The 17,047-nt window shown below is 57.9% G+C and carries 15 protein-coding genes; 8 read left to right on the top strand and 7 right to left on the bottom strand.

Features of this window, described 5'->3' with window-relative positions:
- The first annotated feature begins 15 nt into the window (after positions 1-15).
- From R8G34_22895 to R8G34_22880, 4 genes are all read left to right on the top strand, one after another.
- Positions 16-669 (top strand): alpha/beta hydrolase, encoded by a 654-nt coding sequence (locus R8G34_22895; protein ID MDW3225702.1) that lies wholly within the window; start codon positions 16-18, stop codon positions 667-669.
- A gap of 4 nt (positions 670-673) precedes the next feature.
- Positions 674-916 carry a hypothetical protein gene (locus tag R8G34_22890; protein ID MDW3225701.1) on the top strand — a complete coding sequence of 81 codons (243 nt, stop codon included), beginning with the start codon at positions 674-676 and terminating at the stop codon, positions 914-916.
- Positions 909-1,487: an HD domain-containing protein gene (locus R8G34_22885; protein MDW3225700.1), complete on the top strand. Its 579-nt coding sequence runs from the start codon at positions 909-911 to the stop codon at positions 1,485-1,487. Before R8G34_22890 ends, R8G34_22885 begins: the two co-directional genes overlap by 8 nt.
- 313 nt (positions 1,488-1,800) lie before the next feature.
- On the top strand, positions 1,801-3,015 hold the full coding sequence (locus tag R8G34_22880; GenBank protein MDW3225699.1) for an NADP-dependent isocitrate dehydrogenase: 1,215 nt from the start codon (positions 1,801-1,803) through the stop codon (positions 3,013-3,015).
- Positions 3,016-3,154: 139 nt separating this feature from the next.
- Here R8G34_22880 and R8G34_22875 read toward each other — a convergent pair whose 3' ends face one another.
- Positions 3,155-3,361, bottom strand: coding sequence for a DUF6356 family protein (locus R8G34_22875; GenBank protein ID MDW3225698.1), 207 nt, complete (start codon positions 3,359-3,361; stop codon positions 3,155-3,157).
- Between the two features lie 112 nt (positions 3,362-3,473).
- On the opposite strand from R8G34_22875, the gene R8G34_22870 reads away from it, so the two are divergent.
- The 3 genes from R8G34_22870 (at position 3,474) to typA (ending at position 6,209) form a co-directional block, all read left to right on the top strand.
- The gene (locus R8G34_22870) at positions 3,474-3,932 is read left to right on the top strand and encodes an Lrp/AsnC family transcriptional regulator (protein ID MDW3225697.1); all 459 of its coding nucleotides are present in this window, start codon (positions 3,474-3,476) and stop codon (positions 3,930-3,932) included.
- Positions 3,933-3,947: 15 nt separating this feature from the next.
- Complete coding sequence (locus R8G34_22865) at positions 3,948-4,283, top strand: SMR family transporter (protein ID MDW3225696.1); 336 nt, start codon at positions 3,948-3,950, stop codon at positions 4,281-4,283.
- 108 nt (positions 4,284-4,391) lie between these two features.
- Positions 4,392-6,209, top strand: a complete 1,818-nt coding sequence (typA, locus tag R8G34_22860) for a translational GTPase TypA (protein MDW3225695.1) — start codon at positions 4,392-4,394, stop codon at positions 6,207-6,209.
- Positions 6,210-6,263: 54 nt separating this feature from the next.
- On the opposite strand, the gene R8G34_22855 is transcribed toward typA, so the two are convergent.
- The 6 genes from R8G34_22855 to guaB all read right to left on the bottom strand — a co-directional run bounded on the left by R8G34_22855 (position 6,264) and on the right by guaB (position 15,879).
- The gene (locus R8G34_22855) at positions 6,264-6,551 is read right to left on the bottom strand and encodes a DUF1330 domain-containing protein (protein ID MDW3225694.1); all 288 of its coding nucleotides are present in this window, start codon (positions 6,549-6,551) and stop codon (positions 6,264-6,266) included.
- A gap of 5 nt (positions 6,552-6,556) precedes the next feature.
- Positions 6,557-9,217 carry an alanine--tRNA ligase gene (gene alaS / locus R8G34_22850; GenBank protein ID MDW3225693.1) on the bottom strand — a complete coding sequence of 887 codons (2,661 nt, stop codon included), beginning with the start codon at positions 9,215-9,217 and terminating at the stop codon, positions 6,557-6,559.
- 145 nt (positions 9,218-9,362) lie between these two features.
- Positions 9,363-10,442: a recombinase RecA gene (gene recA / locus R8G34_22845; GenBank protein MDW3225692.1), complete on the bottom strand. Its 1,080-nt coding sequence runs from the start codon at positions 10,440-10,442 to the stop codon at positions 9,363-9,365.
- Between the two features lie 386 nt (positions 10,443-10,828).
- Positions 10,829-13,096 carry an ATP-binding protein gene (locus R8G34_22840; protein MDW3225691.1) on the bottom strand — a complete coding sequence of 756 codons (2,268 nt, stop codon included), beginning with the start codon at positions 13,094-13,096 and terminating at the stop codon, positions 10,829-10,831.
- A gap of 133 nt (positions 13,097-13,229) precedes the next feature.
- Positions 13,230-14,393: an RsmB/NOP family class I SAM-dependent RNA methyltransferase gene (locus tag R8G34_22835; GenBank protein MDW3225690.1), complete on the bottom strand. Its 1,164-nt coding sequence runs from the start codon at positions 14,391-14,393 to the stop codon at positions 13,230-13,232.
- A 37-nt stretch (positions 14,394-14,430) separates the two neighbouring features.
- Entirely contained in the window at positions 14,431-15,879 is a 1,449-nt protein-coding gene (guaB, locus tag R8G34_22830; protein ID MDW3225689.1) for an IMP dehydrogenase, read from the bottom strand.
- Positions 15,880-16,042: 163 nt separating this feature from the next.
- On the opposite strand from guaB, the gene speB reads away from it, so the two are divergent.
- Positions 16,043-17,029, top strand: coding sequence for an agmatinase (gene speB / locus R8G34_22825; protein ID MDW3225688.1), 987 nt, complete (start codon positions 16,043-16,045; stop codon positions 17,027-17,029).
- Positions 17,030-17,047: the final 18 nt, after the last annotated feature.

Here is a 17,047-nt window from a genome sequence, read left to right as displayed (position 1 = left end):
GTTACAGGGACGCTCATGCCCGAGGTCATTTTTCCCGGACCCGAAGGCCGCCTCGAAGGCCGCTACCACCCTCAAAAAGAACGAGACGCGCCGATCGCGATCATCCTGCATCCGCACCCGCAATTTGGCGGCACGATGAACCAGGTGATCGTGCACCGGATGCATTATGCGTTTTACAACATGGGGTTCACCGTGCTGCGGTTCAATTTCCGGGGTGTCGGACGCAGCCAGGGCGAGTATGATCAGGGGATTGGCGAACTGTCTGACGCGGCCTCCGCGCTGGATTACCTGCAGTCGATGAACAACAACTCCAAACACTGTTGGGTGGCCGGTTTTTCGTTTGGCGCGTGGATCGGTATGCAGCTTTTGATGCGACGCCCGGAAATTACCGGGTTCATCTCTGTCGCACCGCCCGCCAACATGTATGATTTTTCATTCCTTGCGCCCTGCCCGGCCTCTGGCCTGATCATCAATGGAACGGCAGACCGCGTGGCCCCTCCAAGCGATACGGAATCGCTGGTCAGCAAGCTGCATGAACAAAAAGGCATCACAATCACGCACGAACAGGTTGAAGGTGCCGGGCACTTCTTTGAAGAGCCGCATATCGATACGTTGATCGATTCCACAACGTCTTACGTGAAGCGCCGTTTGACAGAAACATCGCGCTGACCCCATGGGCCTCGTCGATGATATCGCCGATGAACTGGCGCTGGACAGCCTGAAGATCATCAATGCCACGGGCGATGACGCCTTCGTGCAGCGCGTCGCAGACGCTATCGGCGGGTCATCACAGACCATGGAAGAAGCCTATCTGACCGCCGTTCGGGTGCGGCGGGCAGAACAGCGGGCGCGCGACATGCTCAAACGGTTGCAGGATGAACTGACGCAGGGCGCGGGGCTGCCCGGCAATGAATGATCGCCTGACCGCTCAGATCGACTTTCTGAGCGAAGCAGACCGGTTGAAGTCCATCCTGCGCGCCTCGCGACTGCATGATGACAGCCGGCACGAAAACTCCGCTGAACATTCATGGCACGTGATGCTTTATGCCTATGTACTGGCGGATCAGGCCGGATCAGATGTGCAGATCGACCGGGTTCTCAAGATGCTTCTGCTGCATGATCTGGTAGAGATTGACGCGGGCGATAACCCGATCCATGGACAGGTCGATGAGGACGCCATGGCGCTGGCGGAGGCGGCAGCGGCGGATCGCATTTTCGGCTTGCTGCCTGCGGATCAGGCGCGTTCCTTTCGCGCACTCTGGGACGAGTTTGAGGCCGCGACAAGTCCCGACGCGGTTTTTGCCAAATCCATCGACCGCGTTCAGACACCGATAGGAAACCTCGCCAATGGCGGTGGCACATGGACCGAGTATAATGTGTCCTATGAGCAGCTTGAAGCGCGCGTCGGTATTCCGATCAAGCGCGGTGCACCAACCCTCTGGCAGTGGTTACATCCCAAACTGCAGGCGTTTTTTGCACAAAAATGACCCGCAAGATCAGGCAATGTGCGTTTTGACCTTGCGATGTGACCGTGAACCAAATGATGGCCGAGGGTATACTGCGTCAAGGTCTCTGACGTCGTGATGCCGTTAGCAGACAGTCAGTGTTTTGTGGCGCTCAAGAACGCACATGATCCAAGCAACAGGTCTGCCCGAAAGGAGGCCCCTTCGGGCCTTCTGCAGGCATTTTTGACAAATTTTAAGCACAATCTCGGTATGCAATTGCATACCGTCTTTCCAAATCATGCGGACTGCGCTACACCGCGCGCAACGCCCTAAACCCTCGCAAACGGAGTTCAGCATGACCAAAATCAAGGTCGATAACCCCATCGTCGAACTCGACGGCGATGAAATGACCCGCATCATCTGGGACTTCATCAAGAAAAAGCTGATCCTGCCCTATCTGGACGTGGACCTTAAATATTACGATCTGGGGATGGAGGCCCGCGACGCCACGGATGACCAAATCACCGTTGACGCGGCCCACGCAATCAAAGAGCACGGGGTCGGCGTCAAATGTGCAACCATCACACCGGATGAGGCGCGGGTTGAGGAATTTGGGCTCAAACAGATGTGGCGGTCACCCAATGGCACGATTCGAAACATTCTGGGCGGGGTGATCTTCCGCCAGCCGATCATTTGCAGCAATGTACCCCGCCTTGTGCCGGGCTGGACCAAGCCAATTGTAGTGGGACGTCACGCTTACGGTGATCAATACCGCGCAACCGATTTCAAATTCCCCGGTGCGGGCAAACTGACGTTGAAATTCGTTGGGGAAGACGGCACCGAGATTGAGCGCGAGGTTTTTGACGCGCCTGACAGCGGCGTGGTTATGGCCATGTATAACCTGGATAAATCCATCATTGATTTTGCCCGCGCCTCTTTCAATTACGGTCTCAGCCTTGGCTGGCCCGTTTATTTGTCCACCAAAAATACCATCCTGAAGCAATATGACGGCCGGTTTCTGGAATTGTTCCAAGAGATATTTGACGCGGAGTTTGCCGATAAATTCAAGGAGGCCGGGATTTGGTATGAACACCGATTGATCGACGATATGGTGGCTTCCGCGATGAAATGGTCGGGCGGCTATGTCTGGGCGTGCAAGAACTACGATGGTGATGTGCAATCGGACACGGTTGCGCAGGGATTTGGCTCACTGGGGTTAATGGCCTCGGTCTTGATGACTCCCGACGGCAAGGTTGTGGAATCCGAAGCCGCCCATGGCACGGTGACGCGCCACTATCGCCAGCATCAAAAAGGCGAACAGACTTCCACCAATTCCATCGCATCGATCTATGCATGGACAGGCGGGTTGAAGCACCGTGCGAAACTCGACGAAAACGCGCCGCTCGCGCATTTTGCAGAAACTTTGGAAAAGGTCGTGGTGGATACCGTCGAGAGTGGCTTCATGACCAAGGACCTTGCGCTGCTGGTCGGTCCTAATCAAAAATGGCTGACAACGATGGGCTTTCTGGAGAAGGTCGACGAGAACCTGAACAAGGCGCTGGCCGGTTAAGCTGGTGAAAAGGCCCAAAGAGAAGCCGGGTTTTGAGGATTTGGCTTTTCATTCACAACAGTGAAACCGGGATGCCGGAACACCCCTGTGACCAGACACACGACTCCGAACCCGCCAAGATAGTTATGTCTCGGAAGCCTCAAGCGCCGCGGTTGTGGATGCGTTCATACAAGCGTGTGATGATCCGGCTTGCGGTTTTTTCGAACAGGCAAGGAATGAAGGCGTGGACAAGCGCCGCCCCGGCCGCTGCAAACAACGACGCCGAAAAGGTCATTGCAAACCACATATGTTGAAGGAACGTTTCATCGACGGTGGCCGGGTGGGACAGAAAGATACGTTGGATCATTGAGGGTCTCCTTTTGCTACCAGGCTTTATGCCCGTATTGCGTTAAAAAATTATCCCAATTATTAACCAATTCAGATTGACGCCGTGAAAATATCCCGACAAATTGTCATTTGTGGTGACAATTGATGAAACAGACCGGCGCATTCTGTCATTCTTGCAGAAGGATGCCAGCCAATCGCTCGATGTCTTGGGTGAGCGGGTGCATCTCAGTCGGAACGCCTGCTGGCGCCGGATCAAAGCGCTGGAAAGTGCCGGTGTCATTTCTGCCCGCGTGACCCTGCTGGACCCGGATAGCTTGGGGCTTGGGCTTATGGTGTTCATGATGATCCGTACAAATGCCCATGCCCCGGATTGGCTGGAGACCTTCAAAAAGGCGACGCGCGATATGCCCGAAATCCTTGGCGTTTATCGCATGACGGGCGATCTGGATTATCTGATCCGCGCGCGTGTGGCTGATATGGCAGATTATGATCGATTGTATCAGGCCTTGATCCGCCGCGTCCCTTTGTCAGATGTTTCCGCCAGTTTCGTCATGGAGCAGATCAAAGACACGCACCAACTGCCGCTTTAAAAGAAAGGCGCGCCGATGCCGATGCATTACATCTATCTCATTTTTGCCATCATAGCCGAAACGATCGGGACGACGGCGTTGCAAGCCAGCCAGCAGTTCAGCAGATTGTGGCCCTCAGTGCTGGTTGTGATCGCTTATGGCGTTTCGTTTTATCTGCTCGCACTGGCGCTGAAATTCATGCCTGTGGGGATCGTCTATGCGATCTGGTCCGGCCTCGGCATCGTGATGATCGCGATCATCGGGTACGTGGTATTTGGCCAGCGCCTCGATCTGCCCGCCGTGCTCGGCCTGAGCCTGATCATCCTCGGCATTCTGATCATTCACCTGTTCTCGCAAAGCGCAACTCACTAGCCCTTAAGGATCTGTGCAGATTTCCCCTAGCTTTCTGACTGGCGGCGCGGTATGCGCCCCCAAACAAACGCGCTTAGGGCGCGCCATTTCCCAATAAAGGCTCTCGTCATGGACCTGCGAAACATCGCAATTATCGCTCACGTTGACCACGGCAAAACCACGCTTGTGGATGAACTGCTCAAACAATCCGGGACGTTTCGCGAAAATCAGGCGACATCCGAACGCGCCATGGACAGCAACGATCTGGAACGCGAGCGCGGCATCACCATCCTCGCCAAAGCCACATCCGTGGAGTGGAAAGGCACTCGGATCAATATCGTGGACACGCCCGGTCACGCGGATTTCGGCGGTGAAGTCGAACGGATCCTCTCCATGGTTGATGGTGTTGTGTTGCTGGTGGATGCGGCTGAAGGGCCCATGCCACAGACCAAATTTGTGACCTCCAAGGCGCTGGCACTGGGTCTGCGACCGATCGTGGTGCTGAACAAGGTCGACAAACCGGATGCGGAACCGGATCGTGCACTGGATGAGTGTTTTGATTTGTTTGCCAATCTGGGCGCGGATGACAACCAGCTTGATTTCCCGGCGATGTATGCTTCCGGGCGTAACGGCTGGGCGGACATGGAGCTCGATGGCCCGCGCAAAGATCTGTCGGCGCTGTTTGATCTGGTCGTAGAGCATGTGCCAAGCCCGTTGCAGGTGGCGCGCCGTGACGAGCCGTTTCAGATGCTGGCCACAACGCTGGGCGCGGACCCGTTCATCGGACGCATTCTCACAGGTCGCGTTGAGGCCGGAACGCTGAAGGCAGGCGAAACCGTGAAGGCGCTGTCGCGTGACGGTGATCTGATCGAAAACTTCCGCGTGACAAAAATTCTAGCCTTCCGCGGGCTGATCCAGCAACCGATTGATCTGGCCGAAGCGGGTGACATCGTGAGCCTTGCAGGCATGTCCAAAGCCACCGTGGCCGACAGTATCGTCGCGCCGCAAGTCAGCGAGGCCCTGCCCGCACAACCGATTGATCCGCCCACCATTACGGTGACTTTTGGAATCAACGACAGCCCGCTGGCCGGACGCGATGGTAAAAAAGTCCAAAGCCGCGTCATCCGCGAACGCCTTATGAAAGAGGCCGAATCCAACGTCGCGATCAAGATCAGCGACACCCCCGGCGGCGAGGCATTCGAAGTCGCAGGGCGCGGCGAATTGCAAATGGGCGTTCTGATCGAAAACATGCGCCGCGAAGGATTTGAGCTGAGCATTTCGCGCCCCCAAGTGTTGTTTCAGGACATTGACGGCGAACGTCACGAGCCCATCGAAGAAGCCACCATCGACGTGGATGACGAATATTCCGGCGCGGTGATCGAGAAAATCACCGGCGTACGGCGCGGTGAACTGGTCGAAATGAAGCCCGCCGGCGCTGGGAAAACCCGCATTGTGGCACATGTGCCCTCGCGCGGGCTGATCGGGTATCACGGCGAATTCCTGACCGATACGCGCGGCACCGGCGTGTTGAACCGGGTGTTTCATAAATGGGCGCCGCACAAAGGTGCGATCCCCGGGCGTCGTGCGGGCGTGTTGATTTCCATGGAAAACGGCACCTCGGTGGCCTATGCGCTCTGGAACCTTGAAGAGCGTGGCAAGATGATGATCGGCGCACAGACCGATATTTACACAGGCATGATCATCGGTGAGCACAGCCGCGAGAACGATCTTGAAGTGAACCCGCTCAAGGGCAAGAAGCTGACCAACGTACGCGCCTCAGGCACCGATGAAGCGGTACGTCTGACCACGCCGATCACGCTGTCGCTGGAAGAGGCCATCGCCTATATCGACGATGATGAGCTGGTCGAAGTCACGCCCAATGCCATCCGGTTGCGTAAACGTTATCTGGACCCGCATGAGCGCAAACGCATGGCGCGCGCGAGCTAGGGTCCCGGATCCGGCGCAGTTAGGAAAGGCCGCTCTTCCGGAGCGGCCTTTTTCTCATTCATTGGTTTCAATGATCATCAATTCGCGTTCGCTGGCATCGCGCGCATGGTTTAATGCACGTTGATAAACACCAGAATTATAACATTTTTCCGCTGTTTCAATATCCGGGAAACGCGCGACAACATTGCGCGGACGTGCCTGCCCTTCAAGTTGCACGAACTTTCCGCCCCGTGCGATGAACACGCCGCCATGATCGGCAATTGCTTGCGTGGCAAGGGCTGCGTATTTGCCATAGGCTTCTTCATCCGTGACTGTCACATGCGCAATCCAAAGTGCACCCATCTTTCTTATCCTTTCACGATCGCTTCTGCGGCAGCAACGGCGGCATCGGCATTCTGAACATCCCGCGCGCCACCCTGGGCCATGTCCGGCCTGCCACCGCCGCCTTTACCGCCCAACTCAACCACTGCCGCCTTGACAATATCCACGGCGGAAAGCCTGTCGGTCAAATCCTTTGTCACACCAGCGGCCACCGCCGCCTTGCCGTCCGCATCCGCGATCAGCAAAACCGCCCCGCTGCCCATCTTTTCTTTGAATTGGTCCACCAAGCCGGGCAGGTCCTTGCCAGTGATGCCGGACAAAACCTGCGCCATGAACGAGACCCCACCAATGTCGCGCACCTCCGGTGCCGCAGCGCCACCGCCACCCGCCATGGCCAACTCACGACGCAGCTGCGCCACCTCATTTGACAAGGCGCGCCGTTCTTCCATCAGCGCGCGCACCCGGTCCGGCACGTCCACCGCCTGTGCTTTGAGGTCCAGCGCAACTTCGGCCAGCCTGTTGTCTTGCGCCCGCAGATGTGACATCGCCGCCGCCCCGGTCAAGGCTTCAATCCGGCGCACGCCGGCACTGCTGGCACTGTCCCCCAGAATAACAAGAGCGCCGATGTCTCCGGTCTGGCGCACATGCGTGCCCCCACAAAGCTCAAGTGAATAGGTATTCCCTGCCACGCCCTTGCCAGAGCCGTCCTGATGACCCATCGACACCACGCGCACTTCATCACCGTATTTCTCGCCAAAAAGCGCCTGCGCGCCAAGAGCGCGGGCATCATCCGGGGTCATGATCCGGGTCTCCACGGTTGCGTTCTGTCGGATATAGGCGTTCACATCCGCCTCGACCCTGACCACCTCATCAGAACTCAGCGCCTGCGTGTGGCTGAAATCGAACCGCAAGCGATCCTCTGCGTTGAGGGATCCGCGTTGGGCCACGTGCGTGCCAAGCGCTTCTCGCAGGGCTTCATGCAGCAGATGCGTGGCCGAATGGTTGGCGCGGATCGCCGTTCGGCGCGCATGATCCACCTCCAAAACCGCGGCCTCACCCGTCTTGAGTGATCCGGTCGTCACTTTCGCGATATGGATGAAAACCCCCGCAGTCTTGCGCGTATCGGTGATGTCGGCCGTCCCGTCTGCCGTTCGGAGCGTGCCCTTGTCTCCGACCTGCCCGCCGCTTTCGGCGTAAAAAGGCGATTGGTTCAGCGCGATTTGAACCTCCTCCCCCACAGAGGCCTCCTTAACCGACGTGCCACCCTGCACCAGCGCCACGATCTGGCCCTCCGCCGTTTCCGTGTCATAGCCCAGAAAATCCGTGGCACCATGTTGATCGGCGACGTCGAACCAGATGGTCGCATCCGCCGCCTCACCGGTTCCGGACCATGCTGCGCGCGCCTTTGCCTTCTGTTCAGCCATGGCACTGTCAAAACCGGCAGCATCCACCGAACGCCCTTTTTCGCGCAGCGCGTCCTGCGTCAGATCCAACGGAAACCCAAAGGTATCATAGAGTTTGAAAGCTGTTTCACCCGGCAGGTTCGCCCCCTCCTCCAACTGCAAAAGCTCCTCATCCAGCAGCTTCAAACCGCGATCCAGCGTTTGGCGAAAGCGGGTTTCTTCCTGCAACAGCGTCTGTTCGATCATGCTCTGAGCCTGTCCGAGTTCGGGATAGGCCGCACCCATCTGATGCACGAGCGCGGGGACCAACAGGTGCATCATGGGATCCTTGGCTCCCAGCAGATGGGCATGACGCATGGCGCGGCGCATGATCCGGCGCAGGACATAACCGCGTCCGTCATTGGACGGCATCACCCCATCCGCCATCAGAAAGGACGTCGAGCGCAAATGATCCGCAATCACGCGGTGATGGGTTATGACCTTGTCATCGGTGCCGGTCGAGGACGCATCCGCGGAGGCCTCGACCAGAGCCCGCATCAGATCGGTTTCGAAAACGTTGTTTGTGTTCTGGAGCAGGGATGAAATCCGCTCCAAACCCATGCCGGTGTCAATGGACTGCATCGGCAAGGGCGTGGTGCTGCCGTCGGCGAATTGCTCATCCTGCATGAAAACAAGGTTCCAGATCTCGATGAAGCGGTCGCCATCTTCCTCGGGCGAACCGGGAGGGCCACCCCAGATGTGATCCCCGTGATCAAAGAAGATTTCCGTGCAAGGGCCGCATGGACCGGTTGGCCCCATACGCCAGAAATTGTCGTCAGTTGCGATGCGAATAATGCGATCATCCGGCAAACCCGCGACTTTTTTCCAGATTTCGGCGGCTTCATCATCGGTGTGATAGACCGTCACCAGCAGTTTTTCCTTGGGGATGCCCAATTCCTTGGTCAAAACCTCCCAGGCAAAGGGGATGGCCTGCTCTTTGAAATAATCGCCAAAACTGAAATTCCCCAACATCTCAAAGAATGTCAGATGCCGCGCGGTCATGCCCACATTGTCCAGATCGTTGTGTTTACCCCCGGCGCGCACGCATTTCTGCGCCGTGGCGGCCCGTTGATAATCGCGCGTCTCAACGCCGGTAAACAGGTTTTTGAACTGCACCATACCCGAGTTTGCAAACATCAAGGTCGGATCGTTGCGGGGCACCAGCGGACTTGAGGGCACAACCGCGTGCCCCTGCTTGTCAAAGTAAGACAGGAAGGTGGAGCGGATATCATTCAACGTTTGCATGATGCGGGGCCTTTGAGCATGTCATTCAGTTCTTGCTCAAATAACCGCCTCATCCGCCGCTGTCCACGGGACAAGCGAGGCGGCGCGACGAAAACAGGGCGCACCCGTCAGGCACGCCCTGTTTTTCGCGTCATGACTGCAAGGCTCAGGCCTCGAGGATGTCGTCATCCTCTTTGCGTTCGCCCTCTGGCATATCAAAATCCAGACCATGTGCCGCGCGAATTTTATCCTCGATGTCCAGCGCCATCTGTACGTTCTCGCGCAGGAACCCCTTGGCGTTCTCGCGTCCCTGCCCGATGCGTTCGTCTCCATAGCTGAACCACGAGCCGGATTTATCGACCACACCGGCGGCCACGCCCAGATCGAGCAACTCGCCCATTTTCGAGATGCCTTCGCCATACATGATGTCGAATTCAACCTGCTTGAATGGCGCTGCGACCTTGTTTTTCACGACCTTTACGCGGGTGTGGTTGCCAACGATTTCATCGCGGTCCTTGAGTGCGCCAATACGGCGAATGTCCAGACGCACGGAGGAATAGAATTTCAACGCGTTGCCGCCAGTGGTCGTTTCGGGTGAGCCGAACATGACGCCGATCTTCATCCGGATCTGGTTAATGAAGATCACCATGCAATTGCTGCGACTGATAGAGCCGGTCAGTTTGCGCATCGCCTGGCTCATCAAGCGCGCCTGAACGCCCACGGAACTGTCGCCCATATCACCTTCAAGCTCGGACTTGGGTGTCAGGGCGGCAACCGAATCGACAATGACCATGTTGACCGCGCCCGAACGCACAAGCGTGTCGGTGATTTCCAGGGCTTGTTCCCCTGTGTCCGGCTGGCTGATCAGGAGTTCATCCAGATCCACGCCCAACTTCTTGGCGTAGGTCGGATCAAGCGCGTGCTCTGCATCTACAAAGGCACAGACGCCGCCGGCTTTTTGCTGCTCGGCGACGCAATGCAGCGTCAGCGTTGTCTTGCCAGAGCTTTCCGGGCCGTAAATCTCAACGATGCGGCCCATTGGCAAGCCGCCAATTCCCAGCGCGATATCGAGGCCAAGGGAACCGGTTGAACTGGATTTGATATCCTGCACGGCACCTTCCTGACCCAGCTTCATGATCGAACCCTTGCCAAACTGGCGTTCAATCTGGGCCAGCGCAGAATCGAGCGCTTTTTGTTTGTCTGCTGTCTTCTTGTTGGTCATGCTCAATAAATCTGCCGTTCCCATTGCGTTTCCTTTTTGTGTCACACTTCACGAAAGTCGGCAATGAGGCCGCCTCCGCAAAATCAGGATGTTCTCATTACGTTCCTTATGAGACCAAAAAGAGAACATTTCAATCAAAATTTCACTAAACTATCTTGATCCGAATCTGGTTAAAGAGGGGTTTAGGTCTGAGAGGATTCTGACGGCATCAACGAAAAAGCTGTAAGTATCATTTTAAAACAATTATTTGCGGTACATTCTTAATCTTTTCGCGGGCGAGATGCCTATGTGGGAAGAACCTGCTCTTGCGGCGGCCTTACACAATCATTTCCGGCGAAATCACCTGATATCCGCCCGCTGGGTCAGATCCGGGCCCAAGACACCAGACATAAACCAATGGTGATGTGCATTCAGTGCAGTTGCCGATGCACCGTGTCGGTCAAATCGCTCAGCGAAAAGGGTTTGGGAAGGAATACCGAGTTCGGGATTTTGATCTGCGTCTCGCCAAAACTGTCCTCGGCGTAGCCCGACACGAAAACGACCCGCACGCCGGGACGTTCTTTCAGGGCTTCACGCACCCAGCTCGGCCCATCCATGCCGGGCATCACCACATCCGTGACAAAGACGTCAATGTTGAGGGAAGAATCCTCCAGTGTTTTCAAAGCGGCCTCCGCAGAATCGGCCTCAAGGACGGTATACCCCCTCAGACGCAGCGCGCGGCTGGCAAAGGCGCGCACCGGGGCCTCATCTTCCACCAGCAAAATCACGCCATCTCCATGTTTGGCGGCGGGCTTGGCTTTGACCTGTTTTGCGACCGGGGCCAGTACTTCGGTGTCTTCCAGAACCGGAAAATAGAGCGTGAATTTTGTGCCGGCGCCCACCGTGCTGTCGACAAAAATATACCCGCCCGTTTGCTTGATGATGCCATAGGCCGTTGACAGACCCAGCCCAGTGCCCTCCCCCGTGCGCTTGGTGGTAAAAAAGGGCTCAAACACTTTTTGCAGCTTGTCAGAGGCAATACCGACGCCGTCATCAGACACCTGAACAGTGACATATCGACCACTGGGTACAGTCACCCGGTCCCGTTCCAACGGATCAGAGAGCTTTGTACTTTCGGTGACAATGCGTATTTCGCCGCCCTGTTTCATCGCATCGCGCGCATTAACCACCAGATTCATCAAGACCTGTTCCAACTGGCGTTTATCTGCACGAATGGGCGGCAGAACCGGGTCATGGCTCAGCGTGAGTGTGATTTTTTCGCCCACGAGGCGATTGAGGAGATGGGTCAGATCAGACAGCGTATCACGCATGTCGAGCGTTTCAGGGCGCAGCGTCTGCTTGCGCGAAAACGCCAGCAACTGCCCGACAAGGGCGGCCGCGCGGTTGGCATTCTGGTTGATCTGGACCAGATCACTGAAGTCCGGATCCCCCTGATCGTGGCGCAGCAGCAGCAGATCACAATGTCCCGAAATCGCGGTCAGCAGGTTGTTGAAATCATGGGCAACGCCGCCTGCCAACTGCCCGATGGCCTGCATTTTCTGGCTTTGGACAAATTGCGCCTCAAGCGATTTCAGTTCCGTGGCATCGTTGAGTACCGCAATCAATGCGGGCTTGCCCTCTTCGGTGACACGGTTGAGCGTGACCTGGACGAAGACTTCCTTGTCTGTGCGTTTGAGGCGCAGAAATTCGGACTGCTGCGTGGCACGCCCAAGCAAAGTTTCAGCCAGCCAGCCCGAAATCGAGCGCCCCAACCCTTCCATGAGATCCGACAGGTGCACCTTGTTTTTGAGGGAAACACCAATCAGCCCGGCGGCCAGTCTGTTGTAGGCCTGAACGTCCCCTTCAGGGCTGACTTTGAGCAAGGGGACCGGCAGGTCCTGAAACACATTCCAGCCATCTTTTGCCAGGGTTTCCGCACCCGGTGGCAGCAAATACAAGGCGCGTCGTCCCGCCCCCGCGTCCACTTCGCTGACCAGCGCGCGCGTAGGGCCTTCCACACCGGTGATGTCACAAACTGTTCCCGGTACAACGGGCACATGTTTAAACAGCCGGTCCAGTGTCTTGATGCGACCGCCAGCCAGTTTTCGCGCCTGTTCGTTCATGTATAAAACAGCATTAGTGCGCCCCACCAGAAGCATTGGCAGCATCGGGCCATCGGTGCCCTGCTGCACATTGGGAACATCCTCAAGACGCCACAGATAAGTCCCTGTGCCGGTGCGATGCACGGACAGGCGAATGTGACCGCGGCGTGTGACCAGATCCTCACGCGCAGATCCTTCGGCATCAGACCGGGTTTGCAGGCGAAACATGATCCCGCCCGGATTGGCCAGTGTATTTTGGAGCGTGCCGTTGACGGTTGTGTCAAGTTCCGCATCAAAGCGTTTGCGCGCCGCCAGATTGGCCGACAGGATCTTTCCCTCACCATCCGCCAGAAAGCTCGGCGCGGCATCTTTGCTGATGAATTCGGACAGGGTGGCAATGATGCTGGCGTTGCCCGCTTTGAAGCGATGCGACAGCCACATCAGGACGCCGCTGAGCACCATCAGGGACAGGCTGGCCGCGAGAAGCGCTTTGCGCAGGATCACATCGGGCGCGACAGCCCCGAGACCCGCCAGCAGCAGCGCAATCAGAACAAGGGCGCCGAGTCGCTTTTGTGCATTCAGGGCAACGCGGGTCAATCTGGACGGTGATAAAGCGCTGCGCGGCAAAATTGGACTCCCCCGGTGGTTTCGAATCGCTCAAGCATTTACGCGCCGCAGGTATTAAGCTTGGCTTAACCACGAAAGCTATGCGCGCCAAGGTTGAGTATGATCAGCTCAACACGCGCGTCAAGTGTGCAGAAAAAAATCCGTCACCTGTGTCCGTTACGCCCAACCGGCGCTCGAAATTGCAGTTCCACTGGGGGTTTCGCCGGACAAATGCGGCGATTCGATCTTCGTTTTCTGACTTGAGGACAGAACATGTGGCATAGACCAGCGTGCCTGACGGATGAACCAATTCCGCCGCATCCTGCAGGATGCTGTCCTGAATTTGGGTGAGCTCCTGCAAGCGCTGCGGGTCGAGGCGCCACTTGGCGTGCGGCGCGCGCCGCCAGGACCCGCTTCCGGAACACGGTGCATCACAGAGCACCAGATCGAAAGCGCTCACCGACGCAAGCTGCGATGTCGCGATCTCGGAAATCTGCGTTCCCGCCCGTTTTGCACGGGCCGACAAATCCCGCATCCGCGAGGGGTCACTGTCATGCGCGCTGACGTCACGCCCCTGCGCCGCCATGGCGAGGGCTTTGCCACCCCCCCCGGCACAAAAATCAAGACATCGCACACCGTCGGGCAAATCTGCGATCATCGCTTGGGACGCACCATCCTGAAGCTCGACCAGCCCCTCCTGATAGGCAGCGCTGTTTCGTAGGCGCCGCGCACCGGTGGTGGCGGTCAGTGCGGTTTCCGCCAGCGGGTTCACTTCGGTCTCAACACCCTCAGCCTGCAGCGCCGCGATGGCCTCTGAGCGGGTGGTTTTCGTCAGGTTCACCCGCAGTGTGACGGGCGCACGTTGCGCCAAGGCCTGCGCGGTTGCATAGGCCTGATCGCCGAGACTGCGTTCGAACTCTGGGATAATCCAATCCGGCAGATTCCAGTCATCGCCCTGCGCCTCGGACTTTCCCGGCACCCGGCATTCCGTTTCTGAAAGCGGCGCAGGGGCATGCCCCTCGCCTGTAAAGAAACTGTCTGGCGTCTGGCCCTGCAACCTCAGCAAACCGATCATCAACGCGCGGCCCGCCTCCCCGCCCCCCAAATGGGCGGCAGATCTCTTGGTGCGCAGCACATCATAGACGTGATCACGCACTGCTGCCCGATCCTTGGACCCCGCATATCTGCTGGCGCGCGCCCAGCGCGTCAACGCCTGTTCGGCAGCCGCACCAGACCCGATCACATCAAGAATTTCGATGGCCGCTGCCACCCGCGCACCGGGCGTCACGGAAACATCCCGCGCGCACACTCAGACCAGACCCGCATCAGCCGACCCGGTAATTCGGACTTTCACGCGTGATCTGCACGTCATGCACGTGGCTTTCCTTGAGGCCTGCACCGGTGATCTTGACGAAATTGCAATTGGTGCGCATTTCATCCACCGTTGCGCATCCGGTGTAGCCCATCGCGGCGCGCAAGCCCCCAACCAGTTGGTGCAATACCGCCCCGGCCGTACCTTTGTAAGCAACCTGCCCTTCTATCCCTTCCGGGACCAGCTTGTCGCTGGCGGCATCTTTCTGGAAATAGCGATCCGCGGATCCGCTTGCCATCGCCCCGAGCGAGCCCATGCCACGAAAACTCTTGAAGCTGCGGCCCTGATAGAGGATCACCTCGCCGGGGCTTTCATCGGTACCTGCCATCATGCTGCCGACCATGGCACAGGAGGCGCCCGCCGCAATGGCTTTGGCGAAATCACCTGAAAACTTGATGCCACCATCCGCGATCACCGGCGTTTCCCCGGCTGCCAAGGCACAGTCCATGATTGCAGTCAGCTGCGGAACACCTACACCTGCCACCATCCGCGTGGTGCAAATGGAGCCCGGCCCAATCCCGACCTTGACCGCATCCGCCCCGGCATCAATCAGCGCTCGGGTGGCCTCGCCCGTGGCGACATTGCCCGCCACGATCTGAACCTCATTGGAGAGTTCCTTGGCCCGGCGCACCGCAATAGCGACCCCTTCGGAATGCCCGTGCGCGGTATCAATCACGATCATATCCGCACCAGCATCCACCAGCGCCTGTGAGCGCTCAAATCCCGCATCCCCCACAGTGGTAGCCGCGGCAACCCGCAAACGCCCCAAGGCATCCTTGCACGCGGTCGGGTTCAACACCGCCTGTTCAGTATCCTTCAGCGTCAACAACCCCGTCAGCTTGCCGTCCTTATCGGTGATCAACAGCTTTTCGATGCGGCGCGCCTTCATCAGGCTGATGGCTTCTTCGCGGTCTGCCGGTTCATGCAGGATCGCCAGATTGTCATGGCTCATCATCACCGAAACCGGCGTGGCATCATCGCTGGCAAAACGCATGTCGCGGTTGGTCACAATGCCCACGACCCGGCCTTGCGCGTCTACAACCGGAAAGCCGGTGACACGGTACCGATCCTGCAGAGCCTTGGCATCGGCAAGGGTCTGATCTGCGCGCAGAGTGATCGGGCTATACACGATTCCGCTCTCAAATCGCTTGACCCGGCGCACTTCGCGCGCCTGCTCTTCAATGCTCAGGTTACGGTGCAAGACGCCGATGCCCCCCGCCTGCGCCATGGCAATTGCCATGCGTCCCTCCGTCACGGTGTCCATCGCCGAACTCAAAAGAGGAATGTTCATGGTGATCGCGCGGGTCACGCGCGTGCGGGTGTCCGCAGTGGACGGCAGAACCGAAGATGCCCCCGGCACCAACAGTACATCATCAAAGGTCAGGGCCTCACGAATCTCCATAGCAACCTCGCTTCGGGAGTGTCTCATTTGGCAGTTTCCTATTTCACGGCGCGGCAAAAATGAAAAGGCTTAAATCTGCGCTGCGACCCCATTGCCAAACTGCCGCACAGGCCGGATGTTGACCCTGAGCACATTTATGACGCGGGCGCATCAGGAGAACCATATGAGCGGACATGGGTACGACGCGGGCAGACTGGATCTGCCGTTTGTGGGCATTTCAACTTTTGCCAAGCGCCCCTATGTCGCGGACTGGCATGCCATGGACGCCGATGTCGCGGTGCTGGGCGCGCCTTTTGATGCCGGGACGCAATACCGCGCGGGCGCGCGATTCGGGCCGCGCGGCGTGCGAGAAGCCTCAACCCTGTTCAGTTTCGGGCATGCCGGCGCTTACGATCACGAGGATGATGCAACATACCTACCGGCCGATGTGCGCATTGTGGACATGGGCGATGCGGATATCGTGCACACCGACACGATGCGCAGCCATGCCAACATCGAGGCGGGCGTGCGCGCTGCCCTGGGCGCTGGCGCATTGCCTGTGGTGATTGGCGGCGATCATTCGATCAACATCCCCTGTATCCGCGCCTTTGACGGCAAGGATTATACAGGTGACGCGTTCCATGTGTTGCAGATCGATGCGCATCTGGATTTCGTGGATGAACGCCACGGGGTGCGCAATGGTCATGGCAATCCGATGCGCCGTGCGGCCGAGCACGCCTACGTCAGCGGGCTCACTCAGGTTGGCATCCGCAACGTCAGCTCCACCGCGCGTGAGGGGTATTCAGACGCCCGCGCCATGGGCTCGCACATCATTTCCGTGCGACAAGCCCGCCAGATGGGCACAGACGGGGTCGCGGCCACGATCCCACAGGGAACCCCGGTTTACATCACCTTGGATATCGACGCCTTCTGTCCTTCCATCGCGCCCGGCACCGGGACGCCCAGCCATGGCGGGTTCCTCTATTACGAAGTGCTGGAATTGCTGCAAAGCGTCGCCCAGAACCACTACATCATTGGCATTGATCTGGTTGAAGTTGCCCCGGATTATGATCCATCCGGATCAACGTCCATTCTGGCGGCCCAAATCCTTTTGAACCTGCTTGGGTTCATCTTTCATGCGCGCGCTTCCGCCCCCAAACTGCGTCCCTGACACAGATTTCATAATGAA

It is taken from the genome of Paracoccaceae bacterium, assembly GCA_033344815.1.
In the GTDB taxonomy this organism is placed as follows: domain Bacteria; phylum Pseudomonadota; class Alphaproteobacteria; order Rhodobacterales; family Rhodobacteraceae; genus Roseobacter.
Note: the sequence above shows the minus strand (reverse complement) of the source record. Positions and strands in the feature narration are given on the sequence as shown.

What these genes read in the sequence shown, in the direction of transcription:
- R8G34_22895 (MDW3225702.1), top strand. Translation starts at nt 16, where the DNA reads ATGCCCGAGGTCATTTTTCCCGGACCCGAAGGCCGCCTCGAAGGCCGC.
- R8G34_22890 (MDW3225701.1), top strand. Translation starts at nt 674, where the DNA reads ATGGGCCTCGTCGATGATATCGCCGATGAACTGGCGCTGGACAGCCTG.
- R8G34_22885 (MDW3225700.1), top strand. Translation starts at nt 909, where the DNA reads ATGAATGATCGCCTGACCGCTCAGATCGACTTTCTGAGCGAAGCAGAC.
- R8G34_22880 (MDW3225699.1), top strand. Translation starts at nt 1,801, where the DNA reads ATGACCAAAATCAAGGTCGATAACCCCATCGTCGAACTCGACGGCGAT.
- R8G34_22875 (MDW3225698.1), bottom strand. Translation starts at nt 3,361, where the DNA reads ATGATCCAACGTATCTTTCTGTCCCACCCGGCCACCGTCGATGAAACG.
- R8G34_22865 (MDW3225696.1), top strand. Translation starts at nt 3,948, where the DNA reads ATGCCGATGCATTACATCTATCTCATTTTTGCCATCATAGCCGAAACG.
- typA (MDW3225695.1), top strand. Translation starts at nt 4,392, where the DNA reads ATGGACCTGCGAAACATCGCAATTATCGCTCACGTTGACCACGGCAAA.
- R8G34_22855 (MDW3225694.1), bottom strand. Translation starts at nt 6,551, where the DNA reads ATGGGTGCACTTTGGATTGCGCATGTGACAGTCACGGATGAAGAAGCC.
- alaS (MDW3225693.1), bottom strand. Translation starts at nt 9,217, where the DNA reads ATGCAAACGTTGAATGATATCCGCTCCACCTTCCTGTCTTACTTTGAC.
- recA (MDW3225692.1), bottom strand. Translation starts at nt 10,442, where the DNA reads ATGGGAACGGCAGATTTATTGAGCATGACCAACAAGAAGACAGCAGAC.
- guaB (MDW3225689.1), bottom strand. Translation starts at nt 15,879, where the DNA reads ATGGAGATTCGTGAGGCCCTGACCTTTGATGATGTACTGTTGGTGCCG.
- speB (MDW3225688.1), top strand. Translation starts at nt 16,043, where the DNA reads ATGAGCGGACATGGGTACGACGCGGGCAGACTGGATCTGCCGTTTGTG.